Below are 15345 nucleotides of genomic sequence, written 5' to 3' on the forward strand. Positions count from 1 at the left end.
CGTGGTCATGCTCGATCGACTGATAGACGTTGGCCAAGGTCTGCGCCTCGACGCCCTGTGCGGCGTCGACCACCAGCAGCGCGCCTTCGCAGGCCGCAAGGCTGCGGCTGACTTCATAGGCGAAATCCACATGGCCGGGCGTGTCCATCAGGTTCAGCACATAATTCTGGCCGTCGCTCGCCTTGTAGTCCAGGCGCACCGTCTGCGCCTTGATGGTGATGCCGCGCTCTTTCTCGATGTCCATGTTGTCGAGCACCTGCGCCGACATTTCACGGTCGGAAAGGCCGCCGCAGGCCTGAATCAGCCGGTCGGCAAGGGTCGACTTGCCGTGGTCGATATGGGCGATGATCGAGAAGTTGCGGATATGGGAAAGCGGGGTCATGCGCGCCCTCTAGGGATCAAAAGCGGTAAGGACAACGCCGGACCGCCGGACACCCGAACGTCAGCCGAAGCGGCGACGCAATTCCAACAGCGACAGCGCCGCAGCGACTGCTTCGCCCGCCTTGTTCTTGCGGGCCGGGTCGGCGCGTTCCAGCGCCTGCGCCTCGTTCTCGACCGTCAGAATGCCGTTGCCGACCGCCAGCCCGTCCAGCGTCAAGGCCATGATGCCGCGCGCGCTTTCGGTCGAGACGATTTCGAAATGGAAGGTTTCGCCCCGGATCACGCAGCCAAGCGCGAAATAGCCATCATAGCCGCCGGTTTCCGCCGCCAGCGCGATCGCCGCCGGGATTTCCAGCGCCCCCGGCACTTCGATCAGCTCATGCTTGTGGCCGCCCGCTTCCAGCGCGGCGACGGCGCCCTGCAACTGCAAATCGAAGATGTGCCGGTAGAAGCCCGCACCGACGAGGAGAATCTTTGCCATTTCAGCCTTCCTGCTGGCCGCCGAGCAGCGGGCGCTCACCCACCACCCTGAGCCCATACCCATCCAGGCCGACATAGGCGCGATGCCCTGTGGTGAGAAGCACCATGTCGGTGACACCCAGATCGACCAGCATCTGCGCGCCGACCCCCAGTTCCCTGACCGTCTGCTGCGCGTCCGGCCCGCGCGCCCGCACCTGATGCGACAGCGCGTCAACACGGGAATCGCGGATCAGCACCAGCACGCCCGCACCTTCTGCGGCGATCGCGTCCATCGCCTTCAGGATCAGGCCCGAACGGTCGCCGACTTCGCCGAACAGATCGGTATAGGCGTTCAGCACATGCACCCTCACCAGCGTCGGCTTGTCGGGGTCGATGCGCCCCTTTCGCAGCACCAGATGCTCGCAATATTCGGCGGTGTTGGCATAGGTCATCACCGTCCAGCGGCCGCCATGCTGGCTGTCCAGTTCCGCTTCGGCCACCTTCGCCAGCAGATGATCGTGGCGCATGCGATAGGCAATGAGGTCGCGGATGGTGCCGATCTTCAGCCCATGTTTTCTGGCAAACGGGATCAGGTCATCAAGGCGGGCCATCGAACCGTCCTCGTTCATGATCTCGCAGATCACGCCTGAAGGGTTCAGCCCGGCAAGGCGGCTGACATCGACCGCCGCTTCGGTGTGGCCGGCGCGGATCAGCACGCCGCCGTCGCGCGCGACCAGCGGGAACACATGCCCCGGCGTGACGATCGCTTCCGATCCCTTCAGCGCGTCGATCGCAACAGCGATGGTCCGCGCGCGGTCGGCGGCGGAAATGCCGGTGGTAACGCCGTCCTTCGCCTCGATCGAGACGGTGAACGCGGTTTCGTGCCGGGTGCGGTTCATCCGGCTCATCAGCGGCAGGCCAAGCTGGTCGACGCGGGTTTTCGTCATGGCAAGGCAGATCAGGCCACGGCCATGCGTCGCCATGAAGTTCACGGCGTCGGGCGTCGCCATCTGTGCCGGGACGATCAGGTCGCCTTCGTTTTCGCGTTCCTCGTCGTCGACCAGAATATACATGCGGCCATTGCGGGCTTCGGCAATGATTTCCTCGATCGGCACCAGCGGCGACGGGCCGGAGCCGTCCAGAAACGCCTCCAGCTTCGACAGCGTGTCGGCCGTCGGGTTCCAGCCCGGCTGGTCGAGGTCGCGCAGCGTGTTGGCGTGCAGCCCGGCAGCGCGGGCAAGCCCCGAGCGCGACAGGCCCGAAGCGGCGAGGTGGGAGCGAATCCGGTCGATCAGTTGCTGTGCCATGCCGCCGCATTCTCACATTGCAATGTGAGAAGCAACGACATTATCACATCAAATCGTCTGACTTGCCGCCCGCGCCTGCATCATGCGGGCCAGATAACGCGCCAGCACGTCGATCTCCAGATTGACGGCCTGCCCTGCCTTTGCGGTTCCAAGCGTCGTGCATTGCGCCGTGTGCGGGATGATGTTCAGGTGAAACAGCGCCGTGCCGTCCGCCGCATCCTCGACCGCATTGACGGTGAGGGAAATTCCGTCGACCGCGACGGAACCCTTGGCGGCGATCGAAGCGGCAAGCGCGGCCGGCGCCCGGATGGCGAAATGCAGCGACCCGTCGACCGGCTCCAGCCGTTCGATCGTGCCCACACCATCGACATGGCCGGTAACGATATGGCCGCCCAGTTCGTCACCCACCTTCAGCGCCCGTTCGAGGTTCAGCCGCGCACCCGGCGCCCAGTGGTCGGGCGCGGTGCGGGCCAGCGTTTCGCCCGACACATCGACGGTGAAGCAGTCCCCCGCCAGCGCCACCACGGTCAGGCAGACGCCTGAACAGGCGATCGAGGCGCCGATCGCCACGTCCGCAAGATCGCCGGTGCTGCGGATGCGCGCGCGCAGGTCAGCGTTCTGGTTGGTCTGCGCCTCGACGATTTCGCCGATCGCGGTGATGATGCCGGTGAACATGGCCTTCGCCTAGCGGTTCGCCAGATAGACCTCAAGCAGGTCCGGCCCCAGCGCACGCCGTTCAACGAGGCGCCACTGCCCGTGCGTCTGCGCCAGCGATTGCGGGTGCAGGCGCTCAAGGCCGATGCCTTGCCCGATCAGGATCGGTGCGCGCAGCAGCACCAGCCGGTCGACCCGCCGCTTGGCAAGCAGCCGCCCGGCCAGATCGCCGCCGCCTTCGCACAACAGCCGGTTCAGTTGTTCGCGCGCGGCAAAGGCATCCAGCGCCGCCATGTCGGGAAAGCCAAGGAAGCCATCGGCAACCGCGCCGCCGGTAAGCGCCGCCCGCAATGGCTGCGGCGCGTCCGATCCAGCAAGCCGGCAATCAAGACGCGGCGCATCGGCCCGCAATGTGCCGCCGCCGACGAAAACCAGATCGGCTTCGGCCCGCAGCGCATGGGCGTAACGGCGCGCCGCATCGCCGGTGATCCACTGGCTCTGCCCATCCGCCATCGCCAGCCGCCCATCCAGCGACAGAGCCAGCTTCAGCGTAAGTTCCGCCTGCCCGCCTGCCATCCGGCTGGCAAAGCCCGCAAGTTCGGCGCGCGCTTCCGCCTCCAGCACGCCCGCCGTCACGCCGATGCCCGCATCCCGCAGCCGGGCGATGCCGCGCCCGGCCGTGCGGGGGTCGGGGTCGGTGATCGCAACGACGCAGCGGCCGATACCGGCTGCCACCAGTTCGTCGGCACAGGCAGGGCCGCGCCGGCTTTGGTGGGCGCAGGGTTCCAGCGTGACATAGGCCGTCGCCCCGCGTGCGGCCGCACCCGCCTGCGCCAGCGCTGCATGTTCGGCGTGCGGGCGGCCGGTGTCTGCGGTGTGGCCGCGCCCGACCACGGTTCCATGCTGCACCAGCAGGCAGCCGACATTGGGGTTGGCGCCGGTTCGTCCGCGCCCGCGCCGCGCCAGCGCCAGCGCCGCCGCCATCCACCGGCGGTCGTCGGCGGCGGTCACGTCAGCTCGTGGCCTGGCGGGCGGCGGCGCGTTCGGCTGCAAGCGCCTTTTCGCGTGCCTGCTGCTGTTCCAGCGCGCGGCGGTTGGCGGCGACTTCGGCGCGCAGCCTGTCCATCGCTTCCTCGCGGTCGCGGATGGCGTCCTCGGCGGTGCGGTCGGCGCCCCAGCTCTGCATGAAGACGATGCGTTCCGGCACCGAAATCCCGCTGTCCATGGCGACGAGGAAGCCGATCACGATGGCAAAGCCCATCGCCAGCGCAATGACGCCGCTGATCAGCCGGTGCGGCGCGATCGAGCGCAGCCGCGCCACCAGCCCCCTGGGCCGGTTGTTCCACGAAAAACCTTCCGCCTGTTCGAGGTCGCGCCGCATCAGGATCGCGCGGCGGCGCGCGTCGTCGTCGTCGGACTGTTCCTGTGCGGGGAACGGCAGTGCGGTTTTTTCCGCTTTCGGCTTCTTCATCGCCATCGGCGTGGTTGCCCTTGCGCTTTCCCTGCTGCCGGCGCGATCGTCAGACCCGCATCGGCATCAGCACATAGAGCGCCTGCGAGCCTTCGCCTTCACGGATGAGGGTGGGCTGGGTGGCGTCGGCCATGTGCACCTCGACCAGCTCGCTTTCGATCTGGGCAAGGATGTCGAGCAGGTAGCGGCTGTTGAAGCCCACTTCGAAGCTGCCCGACGAATAATCGGCGGGCACGTCTTCCGAGGCGGTGCCGTTTTCCGGGCTGGTGACGGACAGCGTCACCCGGTCGCGGTCGAGGCTGAGCTTCACCGCGCGGGTTTTCTCGCTGGCGATCGCCGTCACCCGGTCGACGCCTTCGGCCAGCGTTGCCGGATCGATCTTCAGCAGCTTGTCGTTCGCCGTCGGGATGACGCGGCTGTAATCCGGGAAGGTGCCGTCGATCAGCTTCGAGGTAAGCACGGCATTGCCGATGGCAAAGCGGATCTTGGTCGGCGACAGCGCGATCGAGACTTCACCCTCGCGTTCGTCGAGGAGCTTGCGCACTTCGGACACGCATTTGCGCGGGACGATCACGTCGGGCATGCCCGTCGCGCCTTCCGGCAGCGGCACTTCGACGCGGGCAAGCCGGTGCCCGTCGGTCGCGACGGCGCGCAGAGTGCCGGCGTTCGCCGGGGCATGCAGGAAGATGCCGTTCAGATAGTAGCGGGTTTCCTCGGTCGAGATAGCGAAGCGGGTGTGGTCGATCAGGTTGACCAGCACTTCGGCCGCAAGTGCGAACTGCACCGGCAGGTCGCTTTCGCCGATCACCGGGAAATCCTCGCGCGGGAGGGTCTGCAACTGGAAGCGCGCGCGCCCGGCCGTCACCGCCATCTTCGCGCCGCTGGCGTCGAGCGTGACCTGCGCGCCATCGGGAATCTTGCGGACGATATCGAACAGGGTGTGGGCGGAAACCGTTGTCGCGCCTGCCGATTCGACGGTGGCCGCCGCTTCCTCGACGATCTGGAGATCGAGGTCCGTCGCCATCAGCTTCAGCGACTGCCCGTCGGCCGACAGCAGCACGTTCGACAGGATCGGAATGGTGTTGCGGCGTTCGACGACCGACTGCACATGCCCGAGCGCCTTCAACAGGGTGGCGCGTTCGACGACCAGCTTCATGCGTTCCTTGTTCCTTGAAAGCGTGGATTGAAAGCGTTGGTTTAGCCTGCCCTCTATACAGAAGGCGTGCGCCGGTGAAAGCACCAATGCAACAGCCCGACGCAGGAAGCCCGCCGCCATTGGCGGCCGCAGCGTTTGTGGCTAGGGTTGCGCCATGCTGTTCCTGTTCTCGGCGCTGGTCGTGCTGTTGCTGACGGGCGCCGCATGGGCGTTCGGCTTTCGCGCGCAGCCCGTGCTGGACCGGCAATCCGCAATCGCCGAAGCAGAAGGCCGCCTTGCCGGATTCCGCACGGCGCAGGTTGCGCTGGCCGATTGCGGGCGCGGCGCGGTGTTGCAGGGAGCCGACGGGCGGCTGGCCGTGCTGATTCCCTTCGGCGACGGCTGGCTGGCGAGGCTGCTGCCGCCCGGCGCCCGGCTGGCGCACAACGAAGGGCGGATCGTCGCCGGGCTGGCGGAACCGATGCTGCGTGCGCCATCCCTGGCGCTGGCAGCGCCGCCCCGGTGGCTCTTGGCGCATCTGCCATGACCGCCGCCCAGCCGGCCGCGCTTCCCGACCCGACGCAATGGGCGATTCCGGCGTTCGTGGCGCTGATCCTGCTCGAAATGTGGCTGACGAAGCGGCGCTGCGTCGGCCGCTACGACTGGCGCGACACCGGCACCTCGCTCAGCCTCGGGCTTGGCAGCATCCTGTTCGGCGCCATGACGGCGGGCGCGGTGCTGGCGCTTTCGATGTGGGTGTTCGGCTTCGCGCTGTTCCCCGTTCCATGGACATGGTGGGCGTTCGTGCTGTGCTTCGTCCTCGACGATCTGGCCTATTATGTGTTCCATCGCACCGCGCACCGGGTGCGCTGGTTCTGGGCAAGCCATGTCATCCACCATTCGTCGCAGCACTATAACCTGACGACGGCGCTGCGGCAGACATGGACCGGCTTCTTCAGTTTCGGCTTCCTGTTCCGGCTGCCGCTGTTCCTGATCGGCTTCCCGCCGGCGATGGTGTTTTTCTGCGCCGGGCTGAACCTCGTCTATCAGTTCTGGATCCATACCGAACAGATCGGGCGGCTGCCGCCATGGTTCGAAGCGGTGATGAACACGCCTTCGCACCATCGCGTGCATCATGCCGTCAACCCGCGCTATCTCGATCGCAACTACGCCGGTGTATTCATCGTCTGGGACAGGCTGTTCGGCACCTTCGAACCAGAGCTGGATACCGACCGCCCGCGCTATGGCATCGTCCATGCACTGCCCAGCTTCAACCCGCTGTGGGCGGCGGTGCATGAATGGGCGGGGATCGCCCGCGATGCGCGCCTGGCGCGCGGCCCGCGCGAGCTTTGCGGGCGGCTGTTCGGTCCGCCCGGCTGGCAGCCCGGCGGCGCCGGTGATACGTCAGAGTCAATCCGGGCGCGCGCACTGGCGGCGGGCGGTTCCGGAACCGATACGGCAGGGGAAAACTGAAATGGCGCGCAAGTTCCTGTGGGTGGTGGCGATCCTCGTCGCCCTGGTGCTGCTGGTTGCGATCCTGTGGCGGGCCTTCGCCGAACCGCTGATGCGCTTCGCCTTCGTTCCGGGCAAAAGCTACGCTGAATCCACACTCGCCCCCGCGCCCGACTATGCGGCCCGGCAAAGCTGGATCGCCCGCCCCGACATTGCCGGCAACCCGGCGCTCTGGGCGCCGGAGGGCTTCAGTGCCGCGCCGCGCCCGGCGGCCGCCGTGTTCTTCGTCAGCCCGACTGCATGGTTCGGCCGCAACCAGTGGAACGCCCCGCTCGACGACGAAGCAACGAACGAGCGGCTGGACAAGTTCACCCGGATGCAGGCGACGGTGTTCAACGGCGTCGCCGATGTGTGGGTACCGCGCTACCGGCAGGCAACGCTCGGCGCGTTCCTGAAGCCCGGACCCGATGCGGCAAAGGCGCTGGCGCTTGCCTATGGCGACGTCGAACACGCGTTCGACCAGTTCCTCGCCAGCCAGCCCGCCGACCGGCCGATCATTCTGGCCGGTCACAGCCAGGGGGCGCTGCACACGCTGCACCTGCTGACGCAACGGCGGGCGGCCCTCGGCGACCGGCTGGTCGCAGCCTATGTGATCGGCTGGCCGGTGGTCGAACCGGGCGACGGCGCAAAAACCGGCGTTCCGCCCTGCACCGCGCCTGCCCAGGCCGGCTGCATGCTTGGCTGGCAGTCCTACGCCGCCGACGGCGATCTCGAACAGGCATTGCAGCAGTTCGCCAAAGTGCCCGACCTTTCGGGCCAGCCGGTCGGCACGCGGCCGATGCTTTGCGTAAACCCGCTGACCGGGGCAGGCGGCGCAGCTCCGCCCGAACGCAATCTGGGGATGCTGGCCGGGGAAGAATTGCAGCCGCGCAAGGTGGGCGCTTCGTGCGCCCCGCACGGGCTGCTGCTGATCGCCCCCACCCCCGGCAACGCCGGCCCCTATGTGATGCCGGGCGGCAACTTCCACGTCTATGACTTTGGGCTGTTCTGGGCGAACATCCGCGCCGACGTCGAGGCCCGGCTGTCGGCGCATGGCGCCGCCCGGCTGCCGGCCGAAGCGGCGATGACCGACACGCCATGACAGCAGGCCAGCCGCCGCAGCGCCCCACCGTCACGCCCGACGCCGATCTCTTCGCCAGCCTGCTGCCGCGCCGTGGCCGGCTGCTGGCGCTCGATGTCGGCACGCGCACCATTGGTCTTGCCACCGCCAGCGCCGACTGGGGCTTCGCGACGGCGCGCGAAACACTGCGGCGCACCAAGGCCGCCGCCGATATCGCGGCCCTTGCCGCGTTCATCGCGAAGGAAAGCGTGGTCGGGCTGGTCGTCGGCCTGCCGCTGTCCCTCGACGGCAGCGACAGCACCCGCACCCAGTCGGTCCGGGCGCAGGCGCGCAACTTCGGGCAGGCATTGCGGCTGCCGGTGCTGCTGTGGGACGAACGCTGGTCGACCGCCGCCGTCGAACGGGCGATGATCGACGCCGATATCAGCCGGGCCAAACGCGCCGAACGGGTTGATGCACTGGCTGCCGCACACATACTCGAAGGTGCGCTTGCCCGCCTTGCCCATGTCCGGTCACAGGGCTAATGGCCGTGGCGTGAATACCGAAGAAGGCGCACGCGCGTATCCGCACCGGCATCTGCTGGGGATCGAAGGCCTCTATCCGTGGGAAATCAGCTTCCTGCTGGACGAGGCCGAGCAATGGGCAGAGGCCGGCCGCCGTGCCCGCAAGCATGACGATCGCCTGTCCGGCCTGACCCAGATCAACGCCTTCTTCGAGAACAGCACCCGTACGCTCCTCAGCTTCGAAATCGCCGGCAAGCGGCTGGGGGCCGACGTCGTCAATCTGGCGACAGGCGTATCCAGCCTGAAGAAAGGCGAAACGCTGCTCGATACCGCGCTCACCCTGAACGCCATGCGGCCCGACGTCCTCGTCATCCGCCACGACAGTTCGGGCGCGGTGGCGCTGATCGCCGAAAAAGTCGACTGCCCGGTGCTGAACGCCGGAGACGGCCGCCACGAACATCCGACGCAGGCGCTCCTCGATGCGCTGACGATCCGCCGGCGCAAGGGCGGGCTTGCCGGGCTGAAAGTGGCGATCTGCGGCGACATCCTGCACAGCCGGGTCGCCCGGTCGAACTTCCATCTGCTGACGGCGCTTGGCGCCGAAGTGCGCGCCGTCGCCCCGCCGACCCTGCTGCCGGCCCATGCGGAACGGCTAGGGGTTCAGGCCTTCACCGACATGGAAGAAGGCATTGCCGGCGCCGATGTGGTGATGATGCTGCGGCTGCAACTGGAACGCATGGATGGCGCCTATGTGCCATCGACGCGCGAATATTTCCGCCGCTTCGGCCTGACGCGCGCACGGCTGGCGGCGGCGGCGCCCGATGTGCTGGTGATGCATCCGGGACCGATGAACCGGGGTGTCGAAATCGATTCGGCGGTTGCCGACGACATCCAGCGGTCGGCCATCACCGAACAGGTGGAAATGGGGGTGGCGGTGCGGATGGCGTGCCTCGATGTCCTTACCCGCGCACGGAGGGGGGAAGCCTGATGCGGCCGGTTCTGTTCAGGGGCGCGCTGCTCGTCGATCCGATGGCGGCGGACTGCCCGGCCGGCGGCGCACCCGGCGACCTGCTGGTGGCTGATCGGGCGATCGCTGCAGTCGGCGTCGGCCTTGCAGCGCCCGACGGCGCGGACGTAATCGAATGCGGCGGGCTGGTGCTTGCCCCCGGCCTGATCGACGCCACCATTTTCCGCACCGATGTTGCAGCGGCAGTTGCCGGCGGCATCACCAGCGCGCTGCTGATGCCCGACCAGTCGCCGCCGCTCGATGATCCGGCGCTGATCGAGCGGGCGGAACGGCTTGGCAAGCCGCGGCTCTGGGTGCGCCCGATGGCCGCCGCGACGCGCGGGCTGAACGGCCGCGAACTGGCTGAACTCGGCCTCATGCGCGAAGCAGGCGCCGTCGCCGTCGCCACCGGCCGCGCGGCGATCGCCGACGCACAGGTGATGCTGCGGCTGCTGCGCTATGCGGCGGGACTGAACATGGTGGTGGTGGCGCATGGCGAATGCCCGGCGCTGTCGCACGGGGCGGTCGCGACCGAAGGCGAATATGCCACCCGCATGGGCCTGCCCACTGCGCCAGCCTGCGCGGAATCGGTGCAGATCGCACGCGACATCCGCCTTGCGCAGGAAGCAGGCGCTGCACTGCACATCGCCTGCGTCAGCACGGCAGAAGGGGTCGAACTTGTCCGCCGCGCGCGGGCCGATGGGCAGAATGTGTCGGCAGGCACCGCGCCTGCCTATGCGCTGCTCTCGGAAACCGCGCTCGCCGGCTACCGGAGCTTTGCCCGGCTGTCGCCGCCGCTCAGGCTGGAGGCCGACCGGCTGGCGGTACGCGAAGGGCTGGCCGACGGCACGCTGTCGATGCTGGTCAGCCGCCACGACCCCCGCACCGAGGAAGAAAAACGCCTGCCGTTCAGCGACGCCGAACCAGGGGCGGCGGGTGCGGCAACGCTGCTGGCCCTTGGGCTGACGCTGGTGCACGACGAGGTGCTGCCGCTCGCGCGGCTGTTGCAGTTGCTGTCGGCCAACCCCGCCCGCCGGTTCGGCCTTGCCGGGGGCACGCTGGCGGCCGGCGCACCCGCCGATCTGCTGCTGTTCGATCCCGGCGCGCCATGGCGTATCGACGCCGGCAGCCTGCCCGGCCTTTCCGGCAACACCCCGTTCGACGGCCTGCCGGTGCAGGGCCGCGTGAAACGGCTGATGAAGGGCGGAGAGTGGCTTTGCTGATGCGCCACCTGCTGCTGGCTGGCCCGCTGCTGCTGGCCGCCCCTGCCGTTGCCAGCGTGCAGACCGGCGCCGAAAAATGGAACGCCGGAGACTGGGCGGGGGCGATCGCGCAGTGGACGGCGCCCGCCGCGCGCGGCGACGCCGATGCGCTGTTCAACATGGGGCAGGCCTACCGGCTGGGCCGGGGCGTCGGGCAAAGCAACGCCACCGCGATCGACTATTACCGCCGCGCGGCCGACCGGGGCCATGTCGGCGCGATGACCAATCTGGGCATCACCCTCTATCAGGAAGGCCGCAAGACCGAGGCGCTGAACCAGTTGCGCCAGGCGGCCGAAAAAGGCGACCTCAGGGCCTCCTATGTGCTTGGCGTCGCAACCTTCGGCGGTGATGGCGCGCCCCGTAATCCGGCGCTCGGCTATGCCTATGTCGTTCGCGCGCGCGATGGCGGGCTGGCGCTGGCAGGCGCACAGGCCGCCCGGATGGCCACCCTGATGACCGAGGCTGATCGCGCACGCGGCAATGCCGCCGCCGCTGCGCTTGCAACGGGAAAGCCGGTTGCCGTGGTGCTGGCGGAACTCGCCAGCCCGGTAGCGACGATGACGGCAGAAGCCGAACCGCAGACCACCGCCGCCGAAGACGAGGACAGCGCCGAGTACAACAGCAGGGAACCCGCCGAACCCAGCAAACCAAAGCCCGCCGACAGCGCCACCCGCAACGCTCCGCGGCCGCCGAAGGCCGAGGAAGCGGCAGAGCAGGCCCCAGCCCGGACAGACAGGAAGCGCGAGGAAAAAAGCGCGGAAAAGAACACAGGCAAGAGTGCCGACAAGGGCCACGACAAGCAGGCCGCATCGGCAAAATCCGCCAGATCCGACGACGAAGCGGAAGCCGGCGGCTGGAAGGTGCAGTTGGGCGCCTACGCCTCCGAAGGCGCGGCCCGCACCGCATGGGCAACGCTCGTCTCGCAGTCGGCAAAGCTGCTGAAGGGGCGCAAGCCGATCTATGCGCCGCGCGGCAATCTCGTCAGGTTGCAGGTGGGTGCACATGCCGAACGTGCGGATGCAGCCGAACTCTGCGCCAAACTGTCAGCGGCCGGCCGCCCCTGTTTCGTGACCCGCTGAAGCCGGCGAAAAGCCGAATCGGGCGAAAAAAAGCCGCTGCACTTTGCAGCGCAGCGGCCAGGGTTCAGGGAGGGAATGCCGCGCAGCCGGAACGGCGCGACGGCACCCGTGCAGGCGGCAAAGGGGGATAAAGCCAACCCGCAAAGCCAATCTGTGACTTCGCCAGTTGGATTTCAAGGCCGCGTTTCACCGGACGGCGGACAAATTGTCGCTGCCGGCGCCAGCTCTCAGACGCGCTGATACCGGGTGACGGCGCCGTCCTCCGTCCGCTGCACCTGTCCGTGGCGATGCAGCCAGTGCAGATGGGCGATGGCCTCGCCGGTGGCCATTTGCAGTTCGTCCGGGCGGATCGGCTTGCCGAAGATGGTGGCGAAACATTCATGCGCGCTTACCGGCCGGGCACAGAAGTCGCGAAGGGCGGAAAGCTTGGCGTGATGGTCGGCGGCCAACTGGTCCAGCCTTACATGCAGCCCGGTGAACGGTTCGTTGTGGGCGGGCAGCACCAGCGTATCGGCTGGCAGGCCCTTCAGCCGCTCGATGCTGTCCAGCCATTCGCCCAGCGGATCGGCGTCAGGCTCGGTCGGATAGACGGATACGTTGGAAGTGATGCGCGGCAGCACCTGATCGCCGGAAATCAGAATGTGCCGGTCGGCGTCGAACAGGCAGATATGTTCGGGGCTGTGGCCGGAACCCACAACCAGCGTCCAGCGGCGGTTGCCGATCGACAGTTCGTCCCCGGCCTTCAGCCGCCGATAGCCAACGGGAAGCCGGTGAACCGCCATGCTGAACCGGCCCCAGGCGCTGTTGCGCAGCGCTTCGAGATCGGCATGCGGCCAGCCCGCCGCCGCATAAAAGCGCAGGGCTTCCTCGGGGGTGCGCTCGGCGATGTCCAGCGTCAGGCTGCGGGCGGTCAGGAATTCGCCCCGGCTGATGTCGATCGGAATCTGCCATTTCGCCGCGATCCACGCGGCAAGGCCGATATGGTCGGGGTGATAATGGGTGACGATCACCCGCCCGACCGGCTTGCCGGCCAGCGGCCCTTCGAACAGGCCGCGCCACAGCGCCTTGTTGGTATCCGACGGAAAGCCGGTATCGACGATCGCCCAATGGTCGCCGCCATCGAGCACCCAGAGGTTGATGTGATCCAGACTGAACGGCAGCGGCATCCGCGTCCAGAAGATGCCCGGCGCCACTTCCAGCAATGCCCCATCGGCCGGAATATGCGTGCCGTGCGGGTAGGTCAGCCCGCCCCGCACCACCGCATCGTCCGGCGCAGGCGGGATCATTCCGCGCCCTGATCCTTTTGCCGGAACAGCGTTTCGGCGGTGTGCTCACGCGGCGCCGCTTCTTCGCCGTCTGTGTTGCGGGCGTCGCGTTCGGCGTGAAGATCGGCCAGAATCGCCTCGCGGTCGGCCCCCAGCCTGCCGTCGTCGGTGCCGGAAAGGCCGGCCTTCACCGCCGCCACGGCCACCAGCCCATCCAGTTCGCGCTGCGAACAGAGGCCGAGGGTAACGGGGTCGCGCGGGGTGATGTTGGCGATGTTCCAGTGCTCGCGGTTGCGGATCGCGGCGATCGTGGTCTTGGTGGTGCCGATCAGCCTGGAAATCTGCGCGTCGGTGATTTCCGGATGATGCTTGATGATCCAGGCGATGCCGTCGGGCTTGCCTTCGCGCTTTGCCAGCGGCGTATAGCGCGGCCCGGAAGTGCGGCGCACCTGCGCCGGGCCGGCGGTGATCTTCAAGCGGTAGGACGGGTCGGCGTGGCCGCGATCGATCTCCGACTGCTCAAGCTCGCTCGCGCGGACGGGGTCGCGCGGGGTCAGCTTGGTCGCGGCGGTTTCATCGGCGATGGCCTGCACTTCCAGAACGTGGATCTGGCAGAAGGCGGCGATCTGCGCAAAGGTAAGGCCGGTGTTCTGCACCAGCCAGGTGGCGGTGGCGTGCGGCATCAGCGGCTGGGCCTGCTTCACCTGCTTCGGGCTGTTGGCCATTGGGCGTTCCTCAAGCTTTTGGGAATCGGGAAAACAAACGGCCACCCCGCAAGGGATGGCCGACAGCCTTGCAGCCTAGGGCGTGGAACGGCGAAGCGCAAGGCTTGATGCGCGGGCGGGTGCCGCCCAGCAGTCGATACCGCCGAAACCCGCCGCCCCAAGCGCCGCCATGGCCTGCGCGCGCGCCGCCGTCATGCCGCCAAGCGCCAGCACCGGCCCAGGCGCTGCACGGGCGACAAGCGCAAAGCGCACCGGCCCGAGCGTCGGCGCGCCGGGGTGGGTGGCAGTCGCAAATACCGGCGACAGGAACACGATGTCGGCGCCCTGCATGAAAGCGCGCCGCAGTTCCCGCCCGGAATGCGCCGAGGCCGTGACCGGCCCGCGCGCCCTTCCCGCCATCCTGTGCCGATGCTGCGCCCGCAGGTGCAGCCCGTCGGCAGGCAGGCTGCCATCTGCAACCACCAGCAGCCGTCGCTTGCGGGCAATGGCCAGCACCCGCGCGAACAGCGCCCGGCGGCGGTGCGCCGCCCAGCCGTAATGGCGGAAGATGATCCCCGCCCCCACAGGCAACCGCCCGATCGCCCGCCACAGCGGGTCGGCCGGCGATTCGCCCCCCAGCCGCTCGTCGGTGAACAGCCATTGGCGGGGCAGCCCCCGATTTGCGCCGTGCTTCCGGCTTGAGCGTTCCACCAATGCGCTTTACCGGCGGGGCATGAAGAAGGCCACCGCCCTTGCCGCCCCCCAGCCCGAAGGCGACGCCGCCGAACGGCTGGCCGAAATCCGCGCGCAATTGCAGCGCGCCGCCGCTGCAGGCGGGCACAAGCCGCCAAAGCTCATCGCCATTTCGAAAAGCTTCGACGCCACGGCGATCCGGCCGCTGGTTGCAGCGGGCCAGCGCCTGTTCGGCGAAAACCGCGTGCAGGAAGCAGCAGCGAAATGGCCCGAACTGATCGCCGGGCAGCCGGATATCGAACTGCACCTCGTCGGGCAGTTGCAGTCGAACAAGGCGGCCGATGCGGTTGCGCTGTTCGCCGCCATCCACAGCCTCGACCGCCCGTCGCTGGTGCGGGCGCTGGCGGCGGCCTGCGAAAAGGCGGGCCGGCAGCCGGAACTGTTCGCGCAGGTGAACATCGGCGACGAACCGCAAAAGGGTGGCGTTTCGATCACCGGCCTGCCCGATCTGCTGCAACTGGCGGCCGATGCCGGGCTTGGCGTGGCCGGGCTGATGGCCGTGCCGCCGGCCGACAAGGACGGCGCCCCCTATTTCGCGCTGCTGGCGACGCTTGCCGCACGGCACGGGCTTTCCGGTCTCAGCATGGGCATGAGCAGCGATTACGACATTGCCGCCACATTGGGGGCGACGCATGTGCGCGTCGGCTCGGCGCTGTTCGGCGGGCGGGCGGCTGGCACAAGGTAAACGGACGTTCAACCTGAATCGGCCCGATTAGTGTAACGCACTGTCACATTCCGCAGTGCAGCACTTGTCATAAGGCAGGCCGGGCGCATATTACAGCCATAGTGTTGGT

General features: G+C 68.0%; 18 protein-coding genes. 8 read left to right on the plus strand and 10 right to left on the minus strand.

Going from position 1 to position 15345, the window contains the following annotated elements:
- The 7 genes from AC16JP_RS02890 to dnaN form a co-directional block, all read right to left on the minus strand.
- A partial coding sequence (locus AC16JP_RS02890) for a GTP-binding protein (protein ID WP_484339096.1) occupies positions 1–382 on the minus strand: 382 nt, incomplete at its 3' end.
- 60 nt (positions 383–442) lie between these two features.
- A complete protein-coding gene (ribH, locus tag AC16JP_RS02895) occupies positions 443–862 on the minus strand; it encodes a 6,7-dimethyl-8-ribityllumazine synthase (RefSeq protein ID WP_484339097.1) in 420 nt (139 codons plus the stop codon).
- Between the two features lies 1 nt (position 863).
- Positions 864–2147: a 3,4-dihydroxy-2-butanone-4-phosphate synthase gene (gene ribB, locus AC16JP_RS02900; RefSeq protein ID WP_484339098.1), complete on the minus strand. Its 1284-nt coding sequence runs from the start codon at positions 2145–2147 to the stop codon at positions 864–866.
- 48 nt (positions 2148–2195) lie between these two features.
- A complete protein-coding gene (locus AC16JP_RS02905; RefSeq protein ID WP_484339099.1) occupies positions 2196–2822 on the minus strand; it encodes a riboflavin synthase in 627 nt (208 codons plus the stop codon).
- A 9-nt stretch (positions 2823–2831) separates the two neighbouring features.
- Positions 2832–3812, minus strand: a complete 981-nt coding sequence (gene ribD / locus AC16JP_RS02910; RefSeq protein ID WP_484339100.1) for a bifunctional diaminohydroxyphosphoribosylaminopyrimidine deaminase/5-amino-6-(5-phosphoribosylamino)uracil reductase RibD — start codon at positions 3810–3812, stop codon at positions 2832–2834.
- 1 nt (position 3813) lies between these two features.
- Positions 3814–4278: a hypothetical protein gene (locus AC16JP_RS02915; protein ID WP_484339101.1), complete on the minus strand. Its 465-nt coding sequence runs from the start codon at positions 4276–4278 to the stop codon at positions 3814–3816.
- A gap of 43 nt (positions 4279–4321) precedes the next feature.
- The gene (gene dnaN, locus AC16JP_RS02920; protein WP_484339102.1) at positions 4322–5428 is read right to left on the minus strand and encodes a DNA polymerase III subunit beta; all 1107 of its coding nucleotides are present in this window, start codon (positions 5426–5428) and stop codon (positions 4322–4324) included.
- Between the two features lie 154 nt (positions 5429–5582).
- On the opposite strand from dnaN, the gene AC16JP_RS02925 reads away from it, so the two are divergent.
- The 7 genes from AC16JP_RS02925 to AC16JP_RS02955 are packed head-to-tail and all read left to right on the plus strand — an operon-like array spanning position 5583 to position 11829.
- A complete protein-coding gene (locus AC16JP_RS02925; RefSeq protein WP_484339103.1) occupies positions 5583–5954 on the plus strand; it encodes a hypothetical protein in 372 nt (123 codons plus the stop codon).
- Positions 5951–6880 (plus strand): sterol desaturase family protein, encoded by a 930-nt coding sequence (locus tag AC16JP_RS02930; protein ID WP_484339104.1) that lies wholly within the window; start codon positions 5951–5953, stop codon positions 6878–6880. The genes AC16JP_RS02925 and AC16JP_RS02930 overlap by 4 nt, the downstream gene beginning before the upstream one ends.
- A gap of 1 nt (position 6881) precedes the next feature.
- Positions 6882–8000 (plus strand): DUF3089 domain-containing protein, encoded by a 1119-nt coding sequence (locus tag AC16JP_RS02935; RefSeq protein ID WP_484339105.1) that lies wholly within the window; start codon positions 6882–6884, stop codon positions 7998–8000.
- Positions 7997–8503 (plus strand): Holliday junction resolvase RuvX, encoded by a 507-nt coding sequence (gene ruvX, locus AC16JP_RS02940; RefSeq protein WP_484339106.1) that lies wholly within the window; start codon positions 7997–7999, stop codon positions 8501–8503. The genes AC16JP_RS02935 and ruvX overlap by 4 nt, the downstream gene beginning before the upstream one ends.
- Positions 8504–8513: 10 nt before the next feature.
- Positions 8514–9470, plus strand: a complete 957-nt coding sequence (locus AC16JP_RS02945) for an aspartate carbamoyltransferase catalytic subunit (protein ID WP_484339107.1) — start codon at positions 8514–8516, stop codon at positions 9468–9470.
- Positions 9470–10711, plus strand: a complete 1242-nt coding sequence (locus tag AC16JP_RS02950) for a dihydroorotase (RefSeq protein ID WP_484339108.1) — start codon at positions 9470–9472, stop codon at positions 10709–10711. The genes AC16JP_RS02945 and AC16JP_RS02950 overlap by 1 nt, the downstream gene beginning before the upstream one ends.
- Positions 10699–11829 (plus strand): SPOR domain-containing protein, encoded by a 1131-nt coding sequence (locus tag AC16JP_RS02955; protein WP_484339109.1) that lies wholly within the window; start codon positions 10699–10701, stop codon positions 11827–11829. Before AC16JP_RS02950 ends, AC16JP_RS02955 begins: the two co-directional genes overlap by 13 nt.
- A gap of 227 nt (positions 11830–12056) precedes the next feature.
- Here AC16JP_RS02955 and AC16JP_RS02960 read toward each other — a convergent pair whose 3' ends face one another.
- The 3 genes from AC16JP_RS02960 to AC16JP_RS02970 form a co-directional block, all read right to left on the minus strand.
- A complete protein-coding gene (locus tag AC16JP_RS02960; protein WP_484339110.1) occupies positions 12057–13115 on the minus strand; it encodes an MBL fold metallo-hydrolase in 1059 nt (352 codons plus the stop codon).
- Positions 13112–13819, minus strand: a complete 708-nt coding sequence (locus AC16JP_RS02965) for a cell cycle transcriptional regulator TrcR (RefSeq protein ID WP_484339111.1) — start codon at positions 13817–13819, stop codon at positions 13112–13114. The genes AC16JP_RS02960 and AC16JP_RS02965 overlap by 4 nt, the downstream gene beginning before the upstream one ends.
- 75 nt (positions 13820–13894) lie before the next feature.
- The gene (locus tag AC16JP_RS02970) at positions 13895–14509 is read right to left on the minus strand and encodes a thiamine phosphate synthase (RefSeq protein ID WP_484339112.1); all 615 of its coding nucleotides are present in this window, start codon (positions 14507–14509) and stop codon (positions 13895–13897) included.
- A gap of 22 nt (positions 14510–14531) precedes the next feature.
- On the opposite strand from AC16JP_RS02970, the gene AC16JP_RS02975 reads away from it, so the two are divergent.
- A complete protein-coding gene (locus AC16JP_RS02975; protein ID WP_484339113.1) occupies positions 14532–15236 on the plus strand; it encodes a YggS family pyridoxal phosphate-dependent enzyme in 705 nt (234 codons plus the stop codon).
- Positions 15237–15345 lie beyond the last annotated feature (109 nt).

This window comes from Sandaracinobacteroides sp., assembly GCF_057137845.1.